General features: G+C 37.8%; 19 protein-coding genes. 7 read left to right on the forward strand and 12 right to left on the reverse strand.

The window, feature by feature from the left end:
- Positions 1-469: 469 nt before the first annotated feature.
- Complete coding sequence (locus G9H65_RS05825; protein ID WP_166374409.1) at positions 470-3094, forward strand: outer membrane beta-barrel family protein; 2625 nt, start codon at positions 470-472, stop codon at positions 3092-3094.
- Between the two features lie 80 nt (positions 3095-3174).
- Here G9H65_RS05825 and G9H65_RS05830 read toward each other — a convergent pair whose 3' ends face one another.
- Complete coding sequence (locus G9H65_RS05830; protein ID WP_166374410.1) at positions 3175-4026, reverse strand: ThuA domain-containing protein; 852 nt, start codon at positions 4024-4026, stop codon at positions 3175-3177.
- A gap of 168 nt (positions 4027-4194) precedes the next feature.
- Here G9H65_RS05830 and G9H65_RS05835 point away from each other — a divergent pair, with 168 nt between their 5' ends.
- Both G9H65_RS05835 and G9H65_RS05840 read left to right on the forward strand, forming a co-directional pair.
- Positions 4195-6216 carry an InlB B-repeat-containing protein gene (locus tag G9H65_RS05835; protein WP_166374411.1) on the forward strand — a complete coding sequence of 674 codons (2022 nt, stop codon included), beginning with the start codon at positions 4195-4197 and terminating at the stop codon, positions 6214-6216.
- Positions 6217-6229: 13 nt separating this feature from the next.
- A complete protein-coding gene (locus tag G9H65_RS05840) occupies positions 6230-6721 on the forward strand; it encodes a PaaI family thioesterase (RefSeq protein ID WP_166374412.1) in 492 nt (163 codons plus the stop codon).
- 3 nt (positions 6722-6724) lie between these two features.
- Here the strand turns inward: G9H65_RS05840 and G9H65_RS05845 are convergent, their stop codons facing one another.
- From G9H65_RS05845 to G9H65_RS05860, 4 genes are all read right to left on the reverse strand, one after another.
- On the reverse strand, positions 6725-8014 hold the full coding sequence (locus G9H65_RS05845) for an acetylxylan esterase (protein WP_166374413.1): 1290 nt from the start codon (positions 8012-8014) through the stop codon (positions 6725-6727).
- A gap of 25 nt (positions 8015-8039) precedes the next feature.
- Entirely contained in the window at positions 8040-8429 is a 390-nt protein-coding gene (locus G9H65_RS05850; protein WP_166374414.1) for a hypothetical protein, read from the reverse strand.
- Positions 8430-8455: 26 nt separating this feature from the next.
- The gene (locus tag G9H65_RS05855; protein WP_317164409.1) at positions 8456-10015 is read right to left on the reverse strand and encodes a M20/M25/M40 family metallo-hydrolase; all 1560 of its coding nucleotides are present in this window, start codon (positions 10013-10015) and stop codon (positions 8456-8458) included.
- A 107-nt stretch (positions 10016-10122) separates the two neighbouring features.
- Positions 10123-10632 (reverse strand): hypothetical protein, encoded by a 510-nt coding sequence (locus G9H65_RS05860; RefSeq protein WP_166374415.1) that lies wholly within the window; start codon positions 10630-10632, stop codon positions 10123-10125.
- Between the two features lie 229 nt (positions 10633-10861).
- On the opposite strand from G9H65_RS05860, the gene G9H65_RS05865 reads away from it, so the two are divergent.
- Positions 10862-11629 (forward strand): SDR family oxidoreductase, encoded by a 768-nt coding sequence (locus G9H65_RS05865; RefSeq protein WP_166374416.1) that lies wholly within the window; start codon positions 10862-10864, stop codon positions 11627-11629.
- 51 nt (positions 11630-11680) lie between these two features.
- Here the strand turns inward: G9H65_RS05865 and G9H65_RS05870 are convergent, their stop codons facing one another.
- Positions 11681-13942 carry a glycyl radical enzyme family protein gene (locus G9H65_RS05870; protein WP_166374417.1) on the reverse strand — a complete coding sequence of 754 codons (2262 nt, stop codon included), beginning with the start codon at positions 13940-13942 and terminating at the stop codon, positions 11681-11683.
- A 1-nt stretch (position 13943) separates the two neighbouring features.
- Entirely contained in the window at positions 13944-14903 is a 960-nt protein-coding gene (gene ric, locus G9H65_RS05875) for an iron-sulfur cluster repair di-iron protein (protein WP_166374418.1), read from the reverse strand.
- 161 nt (positions 14904-15064) lie between these two features.
- Here ric and G9H65_RS05880 point away from each other — a divergent pair, with 161 nt between their 5' ends.
- From G9H65_RS05880 to G9H65_RS05890, 3 genes are all read left to right on the forward strand, one after another.
- Positions 15065-15502 (forward strand): RrF2 family transcriptional regulator, encoded by a 438-nt coding sequence (locus G9H65_RS05880; RefSeq protein ID WP_166374419.1) that lies wholly within the window; start codon positions 15065-15067, stop codon positions 15500-15502.
- Between the two features lie 109 nt (positions 15503-15611).
- Complete coding sequence (locus tag G9H65_RS05885) at positions 15612-15944, forward strand: hypothetical protein (protein ID WP_166374420.1); 333 nt, start codon at positions 15612-15614, stop codon at positions 15942-15944.
- 86 nt (positions 15945-16030) lie between these two features.
- A complete protein-coding gene (locus G9H65_RS05890; protein WP_235927472.1) occupies positions 16031-17377 on the forward strand; it encodes a hypothetical protein in 1347 nt (448 codons plus the stop codon).
- Positions 17378-17433: 56 nt separating this feature from the next.
- Here G9H65_RS05890 and G9H65_RS05895 read toward each other — a convergent pair whose 3' ends face one another.
- From G9H65_RS05895 to G9H65_RS05915, 5 genes are all read right to left on the reverse strand, one after another.
- On the reverse strand, positions 17434-19767 hold the full coding sequence (locus G9H65_RS05895) for a hypothetical protein (protein ID WP_166374422.1): 2334 nt from the start codon (positions 19765-19767) through the stop codon (positions 17434-17436).
- A 45-nt stretch (positions 19768-19812) separates the two neighbouring features.
- Complete coding sequence (locus G9H65_RS05900; RefSeq protein ID WP_166374423.1) at positions 19813-20646, reverse strand: HpcH/HpaI aldolase family protein; 834 nt, start codon at positions 20644-20646, stop codon at positions 19813-19815.
- Positions 20647-20723: 77 nt separating this feature from the next.
- Positions 20724-21323 carry an SCO family protein gene (locus G9H65_RS05905; protein ID WP_166374424.1) on the reverse strand — a complete coding sequence of 200 codons (600 nt, stop codon included), beginning with the start codon at positions 21321-21323 and terminating at the stop codon, positions 20724-20726.
- A gap of 16 nt (positions 21324-21339) precedes the next feature.
- Positions 21340-21921: a toxin-antitoxin system YwqK family antitoxin gene (locus G9H65_RS05910; protein WP_166374425.1), complete on the reverse strand. Its 582-nt coding sequence runs from the start codon at positions 21919-21921 to the stop codon at positions 21340-21342.
- Positions 21878-22624 (reverse strand): YHYH protein, encoded by a 747-nt coding sequence (locus G9H65_RS05915; protein WP_166374426.1) that lies wholly within the window; start codon positions 22622-22624, stop codon positions 21878-21880. The genes G9H65_RS05910 and G9H65_RS05915 overlap by 44 nt, the downstream gene beginning before the upstream one ends.
- Positions 22625-22652: the final 28 nt, after the last annotated feature.

Raw genomic sequence — 22652 nt, forward strand, 5'->3', positions numbered from 1 at the left:
ATTAATTCAAATTAGGCCTATTTCAACATTTCATATAGAAAATTCAAATCCCTACATTCTATTTCAACCACTGGACACAATTTTAGGCAGTAAGTAAATTGTTCAATTTTTCATACCTACCTTTGCCAATCAAAAATCTATTGAATGCGTAATTGCATTCAAATCATATTCCTTGAAAAAAGATTGAAATAACAAAAAAACAAATGAATCCCGCCTTGATTTTAACACCCAAATTTAGTACAAATCCAATTTTATTTTCTCAACAATTTCATCTTTCATCGATACATTTCCCAGCTGCGAAGAATAAAATTTCAAACAAGAAAGCCCAATGTACCTTTGCGATACATTTATAAAGAAGACAAGCAAAAATTAAACCCTAAATAAAAATTTAAAACAAAGAATTCTGCTCTACCCTGAAATTATCAAGAAACATTCCCTCTAAGTAGACAAAACATTTAACAATCAACCCATGAAAAATTTCATTTTTACATCCATCATTGCACTGATCTCTTTTTTCAGTTTCGCACAAGGACCAGCTGGTGCAGGCGGAAATGCACCTAACTTTAATCGTGGTCACGTATTTGGCAAGGTAGTCGATGAGCAAGGCAAACCCGTAGAATTTGCCTCTGTCGTTTTACTTAAGACGGTGGTTGATCCTGCTACCAAGCAAAACAAAGACATTTTAGTTAAAGCTCAACAAGCGGAACTAAATGGAGATTTCAACTTCAAGGAGATACCCGTTAATGTACGTTTAAAATTGAAAATCAGTTTTGTAGGATATAAAAATTACGAAGCACCTGTACAATTTGAAATGCCTAAAATGGATCCAAGTTCAGCACCCAAGCCTGGACAAGCACCCGATCCTGCAGTTATGGCTAAAATGATGGCTGCATTTGAAAAAGACCTAGGAAACATCAAGTTATTGTCTGATTCCAAAGAATTAGAAGCCGTAGTGGTCACTTCTACAAAAGCTCTATTGGAAATGGACATTGATAAAAAATCATTTAATGTAGGTCAAAATTTAGTTACATCAGGTGGTACAGCGGTAGACGTTATGAGAAACATTCCATCCGTACAAGTGGACATTGATGGAAATGTGAAAGTAAGAAATGCTAACCCGACTTTATTTATTGATGGTAGACCTACCAGCTTAAGTATGGATCAAATTCCTGCGGATATCATTGAAAAAGTGGAAGTTATCACAAACCCTTCCGCTAAATATGATGCTTCAGGTAGTATGGCAGGTATCATCAATATCATCTTAAAGAAAAACAAAAAGAATGGGTACAATGGTATGTTAAACTTAAGTGCTGACCGTTTTGGTGGTTCTAGCATCATGGGTAACTTCAGTTATCAACAAAATAAATGGAGTTTGACCTTGATGGGCATGAAGATGAACATGAGAAACGTAACCGAGGGAAATAGCCAAAGAAATAGCAACATCGGTGGCGTAGAGTCAAGCGTATACCAAGATATCAATAGTAAAAACAAAGGGTCGATGTTTTTTCCACGATTCAGCGTTGATTACGCAGCAACCAACAGAACTACATTAACCTTAGCTGGATTCTTTGGTGGTGGAGGAAAATTCTCTCCAACAGAAGATATCAAAATTACGAGTATGGTCAATAATTTTACCACGCTTAGTAATCGTTTATCTGAATCATCGAGGGAATTCAATCCAACTGGTTTACAATTAGGTTTCAAACACACATATCCTAAAGCAGGTGAAGAATTAAGTATGGACTTCAATTATTTTGGAGGTACGAATAAAAACGATGCCACATATACTACCAACTATTTGAACAATGGGATCATTACTGGTACACAAATTCAGAAAAACATCGGTTCAGGAAGTAATAAATTCATGACTTTCCAAACAGACTATGTAAGACCCTTGAAAAATGAAGGTACCATTGAAATGGGAGTAAGAGCTCAGTTGTTTGAATTAGTAAATGAAAATAACAACACCTTGAAAGCGGTTGGTACTGATGTATACAAACCTATTCCATCAGCATCCACCAATTACGAAAACCAAAATAGAGTATATGCTGCTTATGTATCCATTTCTGGAAAATCGGTCAATAAAATATCTTACAAAATTGGTTTAAGAGCAGAGAGTTCAAGTTATGACGGTAAGTTATTGAATACAAACCAAAAGTTTAGCAATAGTTTCCCTCTGAGCTTGTTTCCTTCCATCTTCTTGAAAAAGGATTTAACCCCAACAGATCAATTGCAGTTAAGCATTACCCGACGTGTGAGTCGTCCAAATTTCTTCCAGATTATACCATTTGTTGACTTTAGCGACAGCTTAAATATCACGAGAGGAAATGCCGACTTAGTTCCCGAATTTACGACTTCAGGTGAGCTTTCATACAGCAAAACAAAGGGGTCAGCAACCTTCTTATTATCAGGATATTACAAGTATACAGATAATTTAATTACTCGTTTTTTAAGTCAAGAAATCAACCCGATCAGTGGTAAACTAGACTTAATTAACACGTTTGTAAACGCTAATTCAAGTATCAATTTTGGTATTGAAGGAACTTATACCAACAAACTTCAAAATTGGTGGGACTTGACAGCGAATATTAACATGTACAATTCGAAGATTAATACGGCTAACATTGAAAAAGCACAGATTACGGATGGACTTTGGACCGTATTTGGTAAACTAAACAACACGTTCCAATTGCCTAAAAAATGGTCGATTCAGCTTTCCATGGATTATCAAGGAAAAACCAATATGCCAATTTCACAAAACCAAGGCCAAGGTGGTGGCGGTGGTGGACCGATGGGACAAGCACAAAGTTCATCTCAGGGATATATTGAGCCTTTTTATGGCGTAGATTTAGCCATCAAGAAAACATTCTTAAAAAACGATTTAGCTTCCTTGACTTTAGCAGCTAATGATGTTTTCAGAACAAGAGGAAATACACGTTACTCATACGGAGAAGGATTCTCTCAGAAATACTATCGATTGTCTAACCCTCAAATGATTCGTCTTACTTTGTCTATTCGTTTTGGACAATTTAACATGAACAGCATGAAGAGAAACAACAATCAGAACCAAGATGGTATGCAAATGGGTCAATAAGATTTTTGTAGGTTAATGATATTATACATAAACGGGTCAATCTTTGATTGGCCCGTTTTGCTTTTTGGAACCTAGGCCAACTATTTAGAGATTGACCACCGTATACCTTGTTCTATGAGTTGAGAAAAAGCTGGATTTGCCCATACTTCCTGAGAATGCCCCATGGAAGTATAAAACGTTTTCCCTTTACCCGCCCATTTGTGCCAAGCCACTGGATGATATTTTCCCATACCAAAATTTTTATCTTTCATCCAAAGCATATTTCCACTAGGTAAAATCTTTTCTCCGTCAATATAATAAACTACTTGGGCATCTTTAGGCTGATTAAAAAAGACATACCATTCGTCATTTCCTACCCAAGCAGCAGGAAGACTAGCTTTAAAGCTTGAATCAGCACTTTTCTCCAGTTGAACCTGTGCTTTTTGAAATTGAGGATTTAAAGGATGATGAGAAAAAGTAGTACCTAATAAATTGGCTACATACCAATCCCAATGATGCGAATTATCTCCTGCCCCATGAATTCCCATCAACGAACCTCCATTTTCCACATACTTTTCTAATGCCGCTTGTTGTTCATCATTCAATACTCGACCAGTTGAATTATTGAATATGACTAGCTTGAATTTGGCTAATTGCTCTTCATTAAAAACACCACCCTCTTCTGTCTCAAAAACAGTCCAAGCATTTTTCTTGGCCATAGCTTGAATAATAGGCTTCGATGCATCAATGGATTCACCATGTCGAAAGCCTGTTGTCTTTGAAAATAATAGTATAGCTGGTTGATTTGCCCCCAAGCTCAAATTAGGTTTTTCTGTCTCATAAGACACGGGGAAACCATTCTGCACTTTGTACATAAACAAGGCTAATAAGGCAAAAAGGCTAATGACCAAGCCAAAAACAATCCAAGCAATGATTTTAATAACTCGTTTCATAGGGTTTTTTGTTTTTAATTTAATTGTACTCAGATTGGGCTCTCCATGAGTTGAACCCCAGCAAGACTGGTAATTTAATGATAATAGTCAGAAACCCGTAAACATTCAATAAATGATTGGATATTTACAAGACACTTCCATTAACAATGCTATAATGGCATTCCGTCCATGTGCCCGAAACATGTCATTTCCTTTCTTGTAGCACTATTTCTATTTTCATGTTCCAAAGAAACCATTGAGCATCGATTATCGGTGGTGGCTGTTCCAAGTGTAGGTGGTAGCGTAAGTCCATCAACAGGTTCTTTTGAGCAAGGTACTATTATTTCTTTATTGGCAAATCCAGCTCCAGAATACCTATTCAAAGATTGGAGCGGAAGTATTTCGGGGACCTCCAATCCATATAGTTTGAATATGAATTCAGACAAAACGATCACCGCAAATTTTGAAAAAAGAACTTACCCTTTGAGCATTGAAATAGAAGGACAAGGTACTGTACAAGAAACCGTAATCAGCACGCTAACTTCCACGCCCTATTCCTCAGGCACCTTGGTTCAATTAAAAGCTACTCCAGTGGAAGGATGGGTATTTAAAGGCTGGACCGGAGATGTAAGTAGTGAGTCCAATCCTAGTTCAATTCGTGTAGATAAGGCTGTACAAGTCAAAGCCACATTTGTGACAGATTACCCTGTTAAATTGGATCTAATTCATAAACCTACGAGTTTATTTGTATCTCAAAACTACCCAATCAAGCTAGATGTCACTTATAAATCAGGCACCAAGAAAGTGATAGAACAAGGGTTTACGAGTTCCATCATAGAGAATGGTAGCCTCTTGGCAAAACTAACAAATCAAAACCTCTTGGCGATTAAAAGTGGGCAAATTCAGCTGAAAACAGATTTTGACAATCTAAGTCAGACCTACCCCATTACCATCAGTCCAGTGGAAGATGTCACTGATTTTGATGTATTTCTAAAAACTCCCATGAGTTCCAGTAGCATCGTTGTTCCTGTGGTTGTTATTAGTTTTTTACCCACTCAAGATGGCATCAATTTAGATATGAATTTGGCCCCAGATGATTATTGGGAATTAAAGAACTCGACTTTGCAAGAAGCAAAAAATAGGTTTACGGGTGAATTGAAAATAACCAAATTTGGGATAGAAGAAGGAACTCGCTTTCGACAATTTACTACCTCTCAAGAGGTCAAACCCTATGCTGGCTTCCAGGTCATCAAATTTTTCAATGTCTATGAAGTCGAGTTCACGAATTATATCACTGGCTTAAAAACGTTTGATTACCAAAAACTATTTCAAAAACTGGGGATGGATACGTTGGTCAACCAATATCAAGTGAAAGAAATTTGGTTCAATGCATTTGTCAAAGACAAATTCCCATCTGTTGTAAATTCTCCCTACAACGACCCCAATACTTATTATAATTTCCCAGAATCTAACATGTCCAGTCCAATTACCGGAGATGTGTCCAATTCCTATTATTTCCCAAATGATTTACCCATATACAACCATACTTATGTCGTTTATGGCAACTCCGGTCACCGTGGAGCTGATACCAATTTGCACAATCGAGGACATCAGATAGAGGCTCAAATGAATTATATTGAAAATTTAGTTCATAAGCCTGCTATTGGAAATGCCTTATTTAAAAATCACTTTGTGGGAATCAAGCCATCCACTGGCTTACCTTTAAATCGGGTAGGCATGACCCATTTCCCACCCAATACATCGGTTGATTACGATTATGACAATACGAATTTAGTCAGCAGTGATATTGTAGATTGGCAAGCATCGGGAGGAACAACGACAAAGGTAAATCGGGATCTTTGGAAAAACATTGTTTATCCGTATTCCTTCGTCAACAAAAATTATGGTCGAAATCAGACAACAGATTACAGTCAGGATGCACAAGTGAAATGGTTGATATTTTGGTGGCAGTCAATCCCCGGTTTAAATCATCCATTGACTTATAATAATCAAAAAATAACAAATTGGTGGGACATTTTTTATCATTGGGACGATGCTATCAAAAATGGGAAAGGTTTATATGAAATACCTGTTGGGAAATCCAAAAACACTCATCCATCCTTACTAAACAGGGTTCAAACTTCGGCTGCTGAAATTTGTACCGAAAATGAAATACCTTTGAAAAAAACCAATTCATTCAGAATTAAATAAGCAAGTCAACTTTATGAATCCATCATTTGGCAAGTTTCAACGCATCATTCGAAATCCCATACTCTTTAAGTTTTTCATTCTTCAACGTTTATCTGCCGCTTTCTGGGCTGGATTGAATATTCATCATTTTGATGATAAAAGCTGTGTGGTACGAGTGAAGAAGTCGTGGTTTAACCAAAACCCGTTTAATTCCATGTATTTCGCAGTAGAAGCCATGGCGGCTGAAATGAGTTGTGGTATGTTGGCTTTTTCTCAGGTTTATGAAAGAAAACCCGCCATCAGCATGTTGGTAGAAAAAATGGAGGCTTCCTTTGTAAAGAAAGCCTCTGGAACAATTTTGTTTAGCTGCGAAGATGGTGAAGCGATACTGAACACCATCCAAGAAGCCATCGAAAGCGGCGTAGGAACTAAAATGATTTGCAAGTCGACCGCCAGAAATGAAGAAGGCATTATTGTGGCAGAATTTTTATTGACTTGGTCATTTAAAGTCAAAAGCAAATCCTAAAGATTATTTAATCAAATTATTGGTTAACCAATTCGTCATCTTTTCTACTTGCTCCGGGTAATTCCAATGTCCGGTGTCCAAAGCTAAATACAATTCTTTAGGAGCAGAAATGACATTATATGCTGCATACATGGAGGTAGGTGGACAAGTTTCATCATTAAATCCCCAAGAATAAAAGCCTGGAACCTTGAGTCTACGAGCAAAGTTGACCACATCAAAATAGGCAATGGTTTCCAATTTGGTTTTGGTTTCATTGACTGCCCGACCATTCTTGTCAAAATAATGTGGCCATCCTCCAGCACGATTATACAAGTACCCTGTCACATCGGAAAGAGCAGGATAATAAGCGCCTAAAAATTTAACGCGATTGTCTAAAGCAGCTGTCACGATGGAGAGTGCTCCTCCCTGACTACCTCCCATAACACCTAAATTCTGTCCGTCAAATTGCGGCAAAGAAGTTAAAAAATCATTGGCACGGACACATCCAACATAAACACGTTTGTAGAAAAAGCGGTCTTTATCGTCCATATTATAGGTTGGATAACCATTCAAAATACCCGCTCCTAAATCCGTATAAACCGATGGATCCAGGTTGACAGGAATTCCATGAATACCGATTTGAAGGGTGATTATCCCTTTTTCAGCATTGGCAATATCGCCTGCATAAGGTCTTACACCTGCTCCAGGCACATGCAATAAAGCCGGATATTTTCCTGGTTTTTTGGGTACACAAAGAATGCCATATAAGCGAGCGCCTATTCTGTAATTTTGAATATTAAGGTGGTAAACATTGGTTTTCTCAGTACATCTTTCAGGCATTAAAGTCATTTTGGCATCCAAAGGTATTTTGGCCAAATCTTGTTTGGCCTTATCCCAAAAGGTGTCAAAATCAGAAGGATTCGCCACGGTGGCTTGTAATAAATTGGGAGAAAAACCAACGGTAGCTAGGTTTCTGTATTCCTTTCCATCTACTTCTGCAATGACGATACAACGTAGAAAACCTGCCCCAGACAAAGTTCCTCCATCTAATTGCAAAGAGCCATTGGCTAAAATCTGCGTATCTTTTTTCCATGATTCTTGTTTCTCTGGCCCAATCTCATAGCGAACTTTGGCTTGAGGAATGGGGCTACCATTTTTGGAAACTAGTACCGAAAAGGTGACTTTTTCACCAGGTTTATATAACCAATCAGGATGATCTGCTGATACTTGAACTTTGATTTGCTTTTCTGTTGGCTGGGCAAATGCTAAGAAAACAGACAATAACAAACCTAAAAGAATCGGTAATTTTTTCATGGTAACAGGTTTATGTTCAACGTAATTACTCTTTACAAAGGCCTACGATTTCATGGAAAACATCATGTAAAGCGACCAAATCAGCCTTTATTACATCATCATTTACTCCTTGTTGGATTTTATTCCTAAGAGATTTAACGCCCATGGCTAATTTATCTAATTGAAGCTGAATATCCTTTTGCTTTTTGAATTCTTTAGGAATTGAAGATTTCTGCCAAGCTAAAGCTTTTGTTAGCATTTCCTCACTTCTTGCACGAATTGGCTTAAAATTCCCTTCTTCTGCCGGATGAAATGTTTGACTCATTACTTCATGAAATTGGTCCTTTTCTTTCCAATCTGATTTAGCAAATACAAATGGTATACTATTCAATAAAAGCAGAAAAATTGCTACTAACTTTATTTTCACTTGTTTCATGTTTTCCAATATTTAGGTCAAATGTATTAATTCGTTCCACCGCTCCGCTTTGATTTCACTTGGCTAGGCCACTTTTGACCCGTAGGTAAATCCGCTTTTTCGGTAGAAATTTTCTCTGGTTCTTCACAAGCCATATAGACCATAATGGCAGTCAAGATGGCATTACTTTGGATATCATCAAAGATAATTTTATCATACGTGTCTCGGTTGGTATGCCAAGTATATGCCCCATAGGACCAGCTCAAAGAGCTTAAATTGAATCCTGTCGTTCCTACTGCCACAAAAGAAGCAAAGTCTGAACCTCCCCCACCTGGAGTACCTGGGAAATTTGTTTTAATTCGATTTTTGATGGTATCTGGTGTAGCTGCTAACCATTTAGTCAGGTAATCTTTAGCTTTGGCAAAACCAGAACCACCCAAATTCACGACACGACCCGTTCCATTGTCTTGATTAAATAAGGCTTGTAAATTGGCTACTATTTCTGGATGATCTTCCACAAAGGCCCTTGAACCATTTAAACCTTGTTCCTCACTTCCCCAATGACCCACTAAAATGGTCCTTTTAGGATTGGGGTAAACCTTTTTCAAAATGCGCATTGCTTCCAACATCACTAAGGTTCCTGTACCATTATCGGTAGCCCCGGTAGCTCCATCCCAAGAATCCAAGTGGGCAGAGAGCATGACATATTCATTGGGTTTTTCTATCCCTTTGATTTCAGCATGTGTATTAAAGGTTGGAACAGTTCCTAATTCTTTGGACAGGGTATTGACCGTAATCTTGGGTTGATTACCTGATTCTGTTAAACGGTATAAAAGACCATAATCTTCTAAGGCAACACTAACAGTAGGGATTTTCCTAGTAAAAGCAGCAAATATTTTATTTACGCCAAAGCCATTGGACCAGGTACTTGAAACAATTCCCAAAGCCCCTGCTTCTTCCAAAGCTAGAGCTAGTTTGGCGTTGGTGAGCCCCGTCTTGGATATACGTTTTCTCCAAGCCTCTGTCTGAGCATCTCGCTCTTTTTTCATTGCTTCAAAAGATTCCTTTTGAGCAAATTCTTGCCAATTATAATCGGGTCGGCCAGTCAATTGAGGCATAGAAATTAAAACAAATTTTCCTTTTACCTGAGGCAACCAAGCTTTAAAAGCGACAGAATCGGCCACATCGGCTAAAATGATCGTTTCACCCGTTTTCGGTTTTTTGGTAGCTGGGCTAAAGGCCAATTGGGTTCCTTCTAAAGATTTGATCCATGGAGAAACCATATCGATGGACGAAATACCTCTGTCCCATCCGCGCCAAGTTCCGTAATTTTCTCTTCGAGCATCAATCCCCCATTGTTTGTATTGATTCATGGCCCAATCGCTAGCTTGAAGCATTTTAGTTGAGCCCACTAAACGGGGACCAATTCCATCAATGAGTTCATGCGCCATGCGCTTAAGTTGAGAATTCTCTGTTGCCTCTTTTACGATGGCATTAACGGTAGAGGAATGATTATTTTGTTGGGCCAACAAAGGTGTGGCCATAAGGCTTAAACCAATTACGAGTTGGCTTAAACGAGAAGTTAAATTGTTGATAGAAGTTTTCATGGCTTAATAATACGAAAGAAATTCACTGAAGCCAAAAAATGTATTCAGACTGCCCTATAAGACCTATTAAACAAAGTAGAAAAAAACCATTTTAAAGAAATTAAAATTTAACTCTTTCCTAAAAGAGTCAATACCTCAGCGATTTCAATTGGTTTTTGGGTGCCGATCAACAAATTACTCCCATCCTTAAACTCCAATTGCAAACCTTGATTTCCTGAGACATTAAATGCTTTTCCTCTCCCAAACATTCCATACCGAAGTCCCCAACCTCCATATTCCCAAAGAGGAGCATATTTTCTAACGTAGACTTTATTCAATTCTTCAAATGAATAATACTGGAATGTAAAATGAAAAGGAAAGAAACGGACATAAACCCCATTGGATTGAATATAGGTTTCTAATTTAACATTCAAGAAGAATAAAAGGATAGCAGCAAAAATGAAACTAGTAATCAACAACCCCTCATTACTCATCGGATTATCCCCGAAAGCAATTCCCTGAAATAGTTGTTTATATGCTCCCCACAAAAAATAAGCACAAAAACCAATTAAAATTACCCAAAGCCACCACTGGTTAAACTTTTGAGTCTCTGAAAATAGTTTTTTTTCTATGGTCATAAAGAGGCTATTTTGAGGTAGACTAGATGGTACGAATGTATCAAATAATTCTTTATCGAGTTATTGGACAACAAAGATTAATTGCCATTCGTTGTAACGCTGTCAAGGTTCCAAACCTTGCCAGCGTTGGGAAAAAACCTAAGCAAAATCATGATTTTTTTCATCATTACTTGCCAACTTACACAAGTTTTCACCCTATTATTAAGTAATTTTCTTAAAATCAATTCACATGAAAAAGCTAGAAAATAAAGTTGTCATTATCACCGGGGCTGGGGCCGGAATGGGGAAAGCCATTGCTTTACTATTTGCCGAGCAAGGAGCAAAAGTCGTTGCAGGTGATATCAATCCAATTCGACTAGACGAATTATCTAAAGATGTAAAATCTACCGGTGGAGAAATTACGACGGTGCTTGCCAATATGGGTATTGAATCTGATATAGATAATCTTATTAACTCAGCTGTTTCTATCTACGGAACCTTAGACATATTAGTCAATAATGCAGGAATCATGGACAATTTTCAAGCAGCGGGAGAAGTGGAAAATAGTCTATTAGAGAAAGTCATGAAAATCAATTTCGAAGGACCATTTAAGGCCATGAGAAGTGCTGTGAAGATATTTTTAGCCAAGGGAAAAGGAAATATCATCAATGTATGTTCCATTGGGGGCTTAAAAGGAGGAGTCGCTGGTGCGGTATATACATCCAGTAAACATGCCTTGGTAGGACTTACGAAAAGTACAGGCTATATGTACAGTAAATCTGGGATTCGTTGCAATGGAATTGCCCCAGGTGCCGTCAATACTAGCATTAGTGAGACCATAGATATGACCAAAATTACCCCACTCGTCAATGATCGAATCATGACGGGCATGGCACTAAATCCTAGAACCGGTGAAGCTTTTGAGATTGCTCAAGCGGCTTTGTTTTTAGCTAGTGATGATTCCAGCTTTGTGAATGCACATATTTTAACGGTAGATGGTGGTTGGAGTGCCTATTAATGATTTTTAATTCATTAAGGGATTCAGTTTAAAATCCCTTAATGAGTTTATCTACATATGTGTAATTTCACATGAACCACCACTACAAGCCATAGAAGCCGTTTCTCTTATATCCTTGTATTGTGGTTGATCTAAAATCTCACCAAAATTCACCTCTTTAAATTCTCTCGTAACGGTTTCCCACTTGTGAAACAAATGAACATCTTTGATGCAATAAATCATTTGTTTTAGATCGCCATTAAAATAGTTTTTTGCAAATTTATTGGCTCGATTCAACCAATATTTTCGCAATAAAACTTGTTCTCGAGTACCTGTCAAAGCCATAGATGGATCAAGCAATAGGTCACAAGCATGCCATAAATTATTTTCAAAATAGTGCAATCCGTCTACGATCAATCCAGAAGCAAAGATGGCACCTTTACCATATAGCTGAACTAATTCCTCCAACTCCATCACTGATGTAAATGGCGCTTGGTTAAAATCCTTATCTCCATAATCTGAAATAAAACTAACTGCCGTAAAAGAATCACGATGCTGCCAGATATGAGCAATAATTTCTTCCTTATTGTCCATAATTACAGTACAACTTGTATTATGATTCACATGTGGATAGGCACATAATTCCCGATTCGTTCCTGCATTAACCCAGTTTTCTTGTACCAACTGAATCATTTCCAAATGCTTAACACCCTTCATATCCTTCTTAAATAAGCCTCCTGGAGGATTCAAAATAGGCACAAAAACCACAAAATCACTTTTGGTATTGGACCAAACACTTTCTTCCAAAAGAAAAGGCATGTTTTCTACTAACCAATTGGCAGTGGTGCTTTCCTTATTCAACTGCATGATTCTAAAGTACTTTTCAGCATGCTCTGGATGAATTCCACTGGCAGTACCCAAAACCACGGATGCATTTCCGGAGGGTTTCACACAGGTTGTTCTAGCCGCAGGATTTATTCCAATGATTTCTGCCAATACCCGATTGGTATCTTTCACTACCTGAGCTCCCTGCTGTAGCATGGGCGCATTGAACAAAAAGGTATTGTTCATCCAGCCTGTGATACTAACTCCTAATAAGGCTTCTCTTTGGAAAATTTGCTCTGAAACTGACCCCAAATAAGGAAAAGACGTATAGCCTGCTTGTAAAGTCCCCAAGATAGCGGCATCCATACAGGCCCGAAAAAAAGCCTCCTCTGTATCACACTTTTCTGCATTGATTTCACATAAATTACATCCTTGAATCCCCAATTTATCTTGATGTAGCGCAATAAAATCGCTAACTTCTTCATATGCGATTTGAGAAAAATCCGTCCTAAAAAGTATAGGGATTTTTACTATTTCAAAACAAGGATTAAACATATCAAACCAGCTATTGGCAAATACAAATCCAATGTCATTGGCTCCATCATTGAGCGATACCAAATAATCAAATTGCTCACGTTGAACTTGATTTCGCAACAAAATAACTGAATTATTACTCCTTCCTCTTTGAGGATTTTCTTGTCGCCAGTTTCCCGTTTTGGCATGAATCATTTCCTGATCATTAGGATCCACAATCATGTTTAAGGCTGACCGACGTACACCTCCAGAAAGTACAGCATCAGAGGCATGACAAATGATATCAAAGGCTAAAATAGGGCGAATTTTCTCGCCTTCCGTACTGATCCATTTTTCTAAGAGGTCTTCTATTTTTTCTAAGGATTGTTTCAAGCCTTCCGAACCTGGTGCTTTATAACCACCCTTGATATATGCCCCTTTGGGCCGAATTTGAGAGTAATCAAATTTCAAGTCAAAACCTGCCAATTCGGGAAATGGCTGTTTATCCACAAAATAGGATGACATAAGTGCACCTAAGGCATCTGCCCATCCTTCAATGTTGTCTTCAACCACAAAGGTCTTTGTGCCTTTGATCCGCTTTTGAATCCTACTCAGATGGTCCACCATGGGGATAAGCAATCCGCCACCAAATCCACAACCCGACAATCCCAAATAGAAAATCTCTTGAAATATTCGGTTTCGGGCTATATACCCTGAGGTACAGTTGTACATCCGGGTATTATGTTGCTGAATTTGCTCGAATCGAAACTGTAAATTTCGCTGAGAAGCTAGAACCGTTTGGTTTTGCATACTTTCCAATGCCGATTCCAAATAGGGTTCCAACTCATCTAAATACGCACTATATTGTTTTCGATGACCATCCATGATACTTTCACAGGCCTCTTCCCAGCGCTCATAGCGTCCTAGAGGTTCCAACCATTTGTAGTAATCTGAATACAATTTCAAATCACTAAGAAACTTTTTGCCTTGTTGCATATTATTGAACTAAACGTTTTTCTAATTCCAACGATTGAGGGAAAAGGACATTATTTTCCAAATGTATATGCACATGTAAATCTTCTTCAAAAGCATGAAGCATTTGAAATAGTACCGTATATGTACCACAGGCATCTACAGGTAATTGATAATTATGCGTTAGTTGACGTATTTCTGCGAAATTTTGGCCTACTTGCTCATGCTCCATTTCCATCATATGAATAGGATTTCTTACTGTCCCGAAATGAACTGGAGTAACTTTTTTCTGAGTCTTTTCAGCTAGGGTCAATGCTTTAATAAATGGGAAAAGCACTTGCTCTTCTTTCATCATGTGCATCGTTAATTCTTCCGCGATCTCCTCTACCAGCTGATGTACTTGAACTAATTCAGGATGCTTATCCCCATGCACCTGCATTACTTTTGCCGCAAATAGCTGAATATCAGGCAAATTTTTTCTTACATATTGATGATGCGTATTGACAATGTAATCCACTAAAAAATCCAATGACCAATCTTGGTAAGGAACTTTCGCAGCTTGGCTACTTCCTTTGAATTCCTCCATTTTAAATAGGACATCCAAATAGTCCAATGATTTCTCGGTGCAGGCTTGCTTCAAGGTCTTCTTACCGCCACAACAAAAATCCAAACCAAGTTTGGAGAAAAAAGAAGCTAATCTAAAGTCTTGATTGACTAATTCTCCCAAAGTTATTACCTCCTTTGACCTAGCATTTTTTTTGATTCGAATCAACCAGACTTCAGGGCCATTTTCGATATAATCGAATGTAAATTGATTTCCCCTCTCTGCCAACAATTGATAATATAAAGGTTTAGGATCATGATCATTTTGAATCAAAAAAGATTCTCCCTCTCCTATTTTATCAAAGTGGGCAAAAATGGTGGAATGCTTTAACCTAGGTTCTAATTCTGGAACTACTAGGGTATATTCTTGTATGGTAGGCATATGTTGATTTGTGTTTTGGTGAATGATGAATACAAATATACAATAAAGGACAAACTTATCCTTTATTGTTTTGATAATTTATTTTAGTCTATTCAAATGCTCTCCCTAACAACATTATTGCTGGATTTTATTTACTAAATTGGGTGTTCAAAGAGGGAAATATGTTTTCAAAAGCGACGGAATATGCTTTACGGGCAGTGATATTTATTGCTCAAAAAAGTTCGGAACAAGAGAAGTTGGGCTTAGCGGAAATTGCCGAAGCAATACATTCGCCACAGTTTTTCACGGCAAAAATCTTGCAAAAACTAACTTTACACAATCAAGTCATCAGTTCGGTCAGGGGTCCCAATGGTGGATTTTATATCACGGATGCGGCTAAGCAAAAATCGGTCAAATCCATCGTGGAAGTGATGGGAGAAGGAGATTTATTTGATAAATGTGTATTAGGATTAAATCGCTGCTCAGAAAAAAATCCATGTCCCATGCATGATCAATACAAACCTATTCGAGAGGACTTTGTTACTTTGTTTGAACATCAAAGCATTGAAGAAATGGCACAGGAAATGAATTCAGGAAGTTTTTTCATTCGAAATGAATAATCATCCTTAAAAAATCCTAAGGTTATGCTAATATTATAATTCAAAAAATTGACAGTTATTTGATTTATTCAAATTCCAAATGCAATTTTGGGCCATGTCAAATAAGAAAATGAAAATTTTTCTGGTCATTTTTTCCACGATAGTCTTAAGCATCGTAGGTAAAAATGCTTTTGCACATACTCACACAAACTTTGTAAAATCCAAATTTAGCCAAAGCTCAACTAGCAAGACTCAATACCTGATTGCTGTAGAGGAGGAAGAAATATCAGAAGACCTACAAGAAGAGCAAGATTCCGCTTCCTCAATTCTTCCCCATAAGCATGTTTCTTTTGCTTACTATGCTTCGGAAGCTCCAATTCTGGTTTCTTTATCCGACAAATTTGCGATTATCAAATCTCGTTTCATTGCTTTATTCAAGCAACATGGTAATTACCGAATATAGAATCGCTTCTAGCTTTCAAAAAACACGTTAATTATCAATTTCATACATGTTGAATGGAAAAATCCATTCTAAAATCAATTTCCGCCATGAAAAAAAACATCATTTTGTGGGTGAGCTTGCTTACCTGCTTTAATACCTTAGCACAAAAAACACCTGATTTAGAAGCACTTAAATTAAAGCTCAATGAATCAGGATCACGTTATTTTCAAGTAACTTTCTTAAATCAAGCATGGTTTAGGTTCAATGACAATAATCCAGGAACAACTGTCAATGGAAGTCTACAAAATCAATCTTTTGATATTGGATTGAGAAGAACAAGGATGCAATTATTCGGGCAAATAACGGACCGTACTTTTATATATTTTCAATTTGGTCAGAATAATTTTAATGCCCAATACAATGCCATGGGCAATCGTAAAATTGCACCGTTTTTCCATGATGCTTTAGGTGAATACCGTGTATCCTCAGGAAATCAATTGAAAATTGGGGGCGGTTTGAGTATCATCTCAGGAATTTCTCGCTTTTCTCAACCCAGCATTGGGACCATCATGACGATGGACGTGCCGGTATTTGCCCAAACTACAGTAGATCAAATTGATCAGTTTTCTAGAAAGCTAAGTATATATGCCCGCGGACAAATAGGTCATTGGGATTATCGATATATTTTAAGTGACCCATTTCCCATCACTTCCAATGGACAAACTCCTCCTTCCATCAGTTCTAGCTTTGCTAATTTTTCGCAAAAAGGTCATTCATTACAACAGCAAGGTTATTTGATCTATCAATTCTTTGAACAAGAAAATCATACCACTCCTTACATGACAGGAACCTATTTGGGCGCAAAGAAAATTGTAAATGTGGCCATTGGAGGAGCTTATCAACCTCATGCTATGTGGCAAAAATCAGCCCAAGGTGATACTTTATACCAAGATATGAAACATGTAGCCATAGAGAGCTTTGTTGATATTCCCTTACAAAATCATGCTGCACTTTCTGCGTATGCAGGGTATTTCAACACCCATTATGGTAACAATTATTTGCGATACAATGGCTCGATGAACCCTGCTACTGGGACTACGTTAAATGCGTCAAATTCCCTCTCAGGACAAGGCCCTGTTTATGGAAACAGCTATCCGATGTTTGGGACAGGCTCCGTTGTGTATACCCAAATTGGATATTTACTTCCTTCAAACCAAGGGAATTTATCCAATCGATTGATGCCCTATGTATCAGCCACGTTTGCTACATATGAGCGTTTAGGAAATAATTCAACAACTACATTCAATGCAGGTTTGAACTATTTCATTCAAGGACATAAGTCGAAATTAAGTTTAGATTACCAAAGTAGACCCACTTATCAAGTCAATCAAGGGGAAGTCAATGCTGGCAATCGTTTGAATAGTTTAACCCTACAGTTTCAAGTATTTATTTAGTTGTGTACGCTGTATGACAAGAAAAAGACCCTCTTATGGAGGGTCTTTTTATCTTGCTATTTTTTCAATAACCAAATATCAAAAACTTTAGAATGTAGTCGCCAATTTAAATGTGACTCTTCAGGCTCATCAAAAGAAATGGAAATTTTACCATCACTGATGAATTTTGGATTCAATTGAAATTCTTTAAACTCCTCCACTCCTTTGTGGTATACTACAGGACGAACTCTCTCTCCGTCTACGCGTAAAAGTGCTTCACCTTGACCAGAAATACGTACCGTATAAGAACCATTAGGATCCAAATCGGCATATTCTAATTTCGGGAAATTTTGAAATAATTGAGTTGACAAACGCCTTCTGCTTAAACCATTATCCCACCAAGCCACATCGGTGGCATCTTCCGTCCTTGTTTTCACACGAGGACCTTTTAACTGATCCGATATATTATCATAAAAACTTCCTTTACCCGGATTTTCCCAGGTGGCTATGATCTGTAAACGTTCCAATTTCAACTTTTCATCCGTCATTTTCCGAATCTTTTCAAATTCATCCTTCAACCACCAACGGTTATTCAATGGATAATCGATGAAATCTAAAATAGCACCCCGCTCAGCTCCACTGGCCTTAAACTTAGGAACACTAGTTTGCAAACCAATCGATTGAAATAAAGCCTCACAATAGTCCACCACCTTTTGTCTTAATTCTGGAGCGGTAGGTTTTAGATCTGCTTGATTGACTTTTTCCAAAGCCAAAGTCATTGCCTTTTCTGAGCCCAAAATAGAAGTTTGACTTAAAATTGCATTGGCTTCTTTCTCCAATCCTTGCTCATACATTTTTCTTCTTTTAATGAAAGTATCATAATAGGCACGCATCACTAATTGTTGCCAACGCCAATTTCCTTTTAATTCAGGATGAGACTTTTCTAGATTTTGCCAAAAAGCAAAAGTCGTTTCTATACCCCCGTTTTCTTCAATCGCCCCTACCCAGTTTCTTTCCAATGCCAAAATGCCATCTGCAGCAGCTTCAGCCACCAAATTTCCAAAGAAATATCGGGCATATTCCACCATCACTTGACGAACATCTTTTTCTGTATTCCAAGCCATTTGACTCCAAATCACTTTGTTGACATCATCATGAACTCCATCGGAATAAGATATAAACCCATCCGTAAATGGGGCAAAACGGTTATGTATTTTGGCATAGTAAGCTGGTTGAGGATTGGTCACCTCTCTACCCTCTGTCAAGGCGAATGCCTGATCCCAATTCTCCGTGGGGTATTGACAACGTACCGTATGTGTTAAATCTGGATAGTGGCGATGTTTATATTTTTTATCTAATCTAAAACGAGTAGCTGCCAAATCTGGACTACTTGGTCCTGTGACAATACCCGTAAACCAATCCGGTTTGTTTTGATCCAAATATCCATAAAAGTAATTTACTTCTTCATCACTAAAACCTTGTAAAGACAACCATACTCCAGCCTTAGGATGGTACTTTTTCAATTCTGCTGCTACTGCCTTTAGAAATGGTAATACATATTTTGGATGGTTCTCCCCTGGGTCACCACCTGGAAAAAAGACCCCATCTAATCGGGGACAATTTTTATAAAAATCAACATGTGCTTTGAGTTCCTCTTGAAATTTGATTGGATCGGCTAAATCCACATCCGCTGGAGTCCAAACCCAATAATCCAAATCGTATTTCTGACACATCTGACTCATTTTGATGTGCATTTCTTCCCGATTGATTTTCATGTGTGGACTAGCTGCCCCATCTTGAAATGGGATATTTTCAATGGCATTGGTCCCAAAGAATGCCAATTCCCTAAAATAACGTTCAAACTGCTTGAAATCCCAGGCATCCCATGAATTGGCTGTATTGCGATAGCCAATTTGATGACCCCGAATGGCATACATAGGGGCACTTGATTTTTCAAACTTTTTATCAAATAGAATTTTCTGTTTACTCAAATCTGCAGTTCGCAAAAACTCTCCAATGGCAAACAATAATCCTCGTTGATCTGTACCAATAAACCAAAGCAAATCTTTTCCAGCCACTTGTTGGTGTATCAGGCGAAACCCTTCCTTTTGAAGAGATGAAGCATGATCTTGGGTCAAAGTAGGCAATGGATAGGTATTGACAAGCTGACTATTTTGGAGAGCCAATACCAATAATGGAGATTTTCCATTGGGACTAGTACTTATTTTTAAATTGGTTTTAAGGGCAATTTCTTCCTGCAGGACAGCTATCATTTTCTCTTTAAATGGTGTAGCTATACTAGAAGAGGCTAGGATACTCGCTTTGGATAAATCTATAATTTGAGAAAATACTCCATGATGAAGGAGTAAAATAAGGGCAAAGAGAAGATTTCGAAAATGAATAATTTTCATAGTTTTTATGGAAAAGGTTTAGATATAATACTGAAATTGGGTCAATTAAATACTTTCTGGTTTAAATTGAGTTATTTGCTTAGCACCTTGAATCAATCGAAGCTCATTCAAATCGGCTTGTAATTTATCGGCAAACAAGAGCATATCCGAGCAGTGCAAAATAATATTTGCTCCTGCTTTAACCCAATCTTTTTGTAATTCTAAGCTACCACGGTAACCTGTGTGTCCACCCACAGCCACACCCATGTCTTTCGCCTGTTTGATTAGGGTAGTTGTCAAAGTAATAAATTCAGGAGAACGATACTTTTCAGGCATCTCAAAGGACGTGGATAAATCATGAGGCCCAATAACAAAACCATCTACGCCTGGTCCATCCGTGGAAGTAATTTGAGCAAAATTGGATAAATTTTGAACGGCAGATTCACTCTCAATATTGAGTAATAAGGAATTATTGCGATTGTGTTGTTGCAGATATTGCGCTAACTCAGCAGAGGGCTTTTCTTCACCATGTAATATTTTGGCTAATTTTTTACCTTTCAGTGGACGGTATTTAACCGCTCCAACAAGTGCTAGAACTTCTTCTACATCTTCTACATAAGGAACCAGAATAGCTCCTGCGCCTGCATCTAAAGCTTGGGTAGCCAAATATGGACTAGGTTCTAAAATACGAACTACAGGATTAATGCCTGCCGCTTTAAAAGCGCGACACATCCAACTCAATGTTTCTGGATTATAAGCCACATGCTCAGCACACAAAAAGACAAAGTCCAGGTGCAAGCTCAATACAACATCGAAACTTTTAGGTGAAGTGGAGGTCAAGAGTGTTCCATAGAGAGGATTACCCATGCGCAAGGCATTCCTAAATTCTTGGCCGATCATTTAAATAGGTTTATTAGTCCAAAGGAAATAAAATTTGTCAAATAAACGGACCATTGTCCCTGTAAATCAACAGAATTTTAATTTTCGGCCAATAACTTCTCCATATCCTTGACGCATTGCTCGGCTTCCAAAGGTAAAGTACCATTATAGATTCCTCGAATTCTTCCCTCACGATCTACTAAAATCATGTGCTCGGTATGTAGAAACTCTGTACTGTCTTTGGTATAGCCCAGTTCTTCTTCCGCAAAATAGGACTTCCTAGCTAGATTATAAATGACTGACTTAGAGCCTGTTAGTAAATGCCAATTCGGTGCTTCTATCTTCTTCTCTTCAGCAAATTTCTTTAAAGTTGGCACATCATCTATCCATGGAGTAACAGAATAGGACAACAATTCAACTTGAGGATTGGTACTGAATTTTTTGGCAACAATCTTCATTTGAGAAATCATTTCAGGACAAATATTCCCACAACGGGTGAAAATAAATTGAGCTAAATGGATTTTCCCTTTGACATTGTCCTGTGAAAAAGTTTTGCCATGTTGGTCTTTTAAATAAAAATGATCAATATGATGCTTGATTTTGCTTTTTGCCTCTATTTTATCTAAAAAGTGGGGACTAAAATCAGGGCTATCATAATAAGGAATGCTTGAAACTTGATCTCCACTTTGACAAGCCATAGCAATAGCCAAAAAACTACTTGCTAAAGACCTTCTCAGAAATATTTCGACAGTTTTTAGTTCCCAAAAGCCCATAACGTCGGCCTTCCAAAACCAAGTAATTGGATCTAATTTTCCCATTATCGTAAAACATTTTTTGAGCTCCTTGCTCATGTCCTTTTTCATAATGCATTTCTTTGATTAATTGTCCTCCTTGATTCCATTCCTGACAAAGTCCTTGATATTCATCATTCTCAAACTCAAAGACTCGCATTCTCCTCCCATTATCCCACCACGCTTCATAAGTCCCCGTTTTCTTCCCTTGATCATATGTTCGAATTTCAAATAAATGTCCCGAAGGATAATATTTTCTCCAAATTCCATCTTCCAAGCCCTTATCATAATGTTCGATGCTAGCCGTATCATTGGAATTAGGAAATATTCGAAATAATGTACCTGAAAAAATCTCATCAGCCACAGTCATCCTTCCTGCCACCCAAGTGGCTTTCACTTGTGTAGCATTAACTTGGGTTTCTTCTTTAGGTTGACAGTTTAAAAGAAAAAAGGCTAAGATACTACTGAGAAACAGTACCCGCACTTCCGTAAAATCCACTTCCATTGATATAAGGATCAGAATTGGTGATATGATAGTGATAAATACCATTGGGATATTCTGTCGTGCTATGAGAATGTCCATGATAGGTATCCAAAGACGCATTTTGTACTATTTGGCCACCTTCTTCAGGCCCATAAACTGGAAATCCATCCAGCAAAAATCCTAGTAAAGATGATTTACTAAGCTTTACTTGAGTTAAATATAAGGGTTCGACATGGTAATGATACGAGCCCGTTTGTTGAGGATGGCCCCAATATTGATCAAAACCATTTACCTCATTCGTCAAAGGCTGACTAGGTCCTGCATATTGATTAAATAAGGGAACACCGTTCAGTGCCACTCCAATGGGACCTAGTGGTGTGGCTTTATGCGCAGCGTCAACTTTTGGATTAACAGGTATTTTAAAGGTAAATGATTGGGCAGAAATTGCATTGGGGTTTTTAGCAAAATTATTGCCCCCAAATGTTTTTCCTGTGAATGCTTCATATTGTGCACTTGTGCTAGCAAAATAGGCACTTTTATGATCAGGAACACCCGTTGTTTTTATGGTAATATAAGTCCCATCATTCGTAATGGACGTAGCTCCATAAATTTTTGAATACACTTCGGGGACGACTGCACTAGATGTAGGAGTAATATTTTCAGATGCATTTTTACAGGAAATTCCTAAAGAAAATGCAGTGACTAAAATCAGGAAATATCTCATAGCTGGCTTTATTTTTTGTAAAAGTATC

This window comes from Aquirufa ecclesiirivi (assembly GCF_011250515.1).
Classification (GTDB): domain Bacteria; phylum Bacteroidota; class Bacteroidia; order Cytophagales; family Spirosomataceae; genus Aquirufa; species Aquirufa ecclesiirivi.

What these genes read in the sequence shown, in the direction of transcription:
- G9H65_RS05825 (WP_166374409.1), top strand. Translation starts at nt 470, where the DNA reads ATGAAAAATTTCATTTTTACATCCATCATTGCACTGATCTCTTTTTTC.
- G9H65_RS05830 (WP_166374410.1), bottom strand. Translation starts at nt 4,026, where the DNA reads ATGAAACGAGTTATTAAAATCATTGCTTGGATTGTTTTTGGCTTGGTC.
- G9H65_RS05835 (WP_166374411.1), top strand. Translation starts at nt 4,195, where the DNA reads ATGTGCCCGAAACATGTCATTTCCTTTCTTGTAGCACTATTTCTATTT.
- G9H65_RS05840 (WP_166374412.1), top strand. Translation starts at nt 6,230, where the DNA reads ATGAATCCATCATTTGGCAAGTTTCAACGCATCATTCGAAATCCCATA.
- G9H65_RS05845 (WP_166374413.1), bottom strand. Translation starts at nt 8,014, where the DNA reads ATGAAAAAATTACCGATTCTTTTAGGTTTGTTATTGTCTGTTTTCTTA.
- G9H65_RS05850 (WP_166374414.1), bottom strand. Translation starts at nt 8,429, where the DNA reads ATGAAACAAGTGAAAATAAAGTTAGTAGCAATTTTTCTGCTTTTATTG.
- G9H65_RS05855 (WP_317164409.1), bottom strand. Translation starts at nt 10,015, where the DNA reads ATGAAAACTTCTATCAACAATTTAACTTCTCGTTTAAGCCAACTCGTA.
- G9H65_RS05860 (WP_166374415.1), bottom strand. Translation starts at nt 10,632, where the DNA reads ATGACCATAGAAAAAAAACTATTTTCAGAGACTCAAAAGTTTAACCAG.
- G9H65_RS05865 (WP_166374416.1), top strand. Translation starts at nt 10,862, where the DNA reads ATGAAAAAGCTAGAAAATAAAGTTGTCATTATCACCGGGGCTGGGGCC.
- G9H65_RS05870 (WP_166374417.1), bottom strand. Translation starts at nt 13,942, where the DNA reads ATGCAACAAGGCAAAAAGTTTCTTAGTGATTTGAAATTGTATTCAGAT.
- ric (WP_166374418.1), bottom strand. Translation starts at nt 14,903, where the DNA reads ATGCCTACCATACAAGAATATACCCTAGTAGTTCCAGAATTAGAACCT.
- G9H65_RS05880 (WP_166374419.1), top strand. Translation starts at nt 15,065, where the DNA reads ATGTTTTCAAAAGCGACGGAATATGCTTTACGGGCAGTGATATTTATT.
- G9H65_RS05885 (WP_166374420.1), top strand. Translation starts at nt 15,612, where the DNA reads ATGAAAATTTTTCTGGTCATTTTTTCCACGATAGTCTTAAGCATCGTA.
- G9H65_RS05890 (WP_235927472.1), top strand. Translation starts at nt 16,031, where the DNA reads ATGAAAAAAAACATCATTTTGTGGGTGAGCTTGCTTACCTGCTTTAAT.
- G9H65_RS05895 (WP_166374422.1), bottom strand. Translation starts at nt 19,767, where the DNA reads ATGAAAATTATTCATTTTCGAAATCTTCTCTTTGCCCTTATTTTACTC.
- G9H65_RS05900 (WP_166374423.1), bottom strand. Translation starts at nt 20,646, where the DNA reads ATGATCGGCCAAGAATTTAGGAATGCCTTGCGCATGGGTAATCCTCTC.
- G9H65_RS05905 (WP_166374424.1), bottom strand. Translation starts at nt 21,323, where the DNA reads ATGGCTTGTCAAAGTGGAGATCAAGTTTCAAGCATTCCTTATTATGAT.
- G9H65_RS05910 (WP_166374425.1), bottom strand. Translation starts at nt 21,921, where the DNA reads ATGGAAGTGGATTTTACGGAAGTGCGGGTACTGTTTCTCAGTAGTATC.
- G9H65_RS05915 (WP_166374426.1), bottom strand. Translation starts at nt 22,624, where the DNA reads ATGAGATATTTCCTGATTTTAGTCACTGCATTTTCTTTAGGAATTTCC.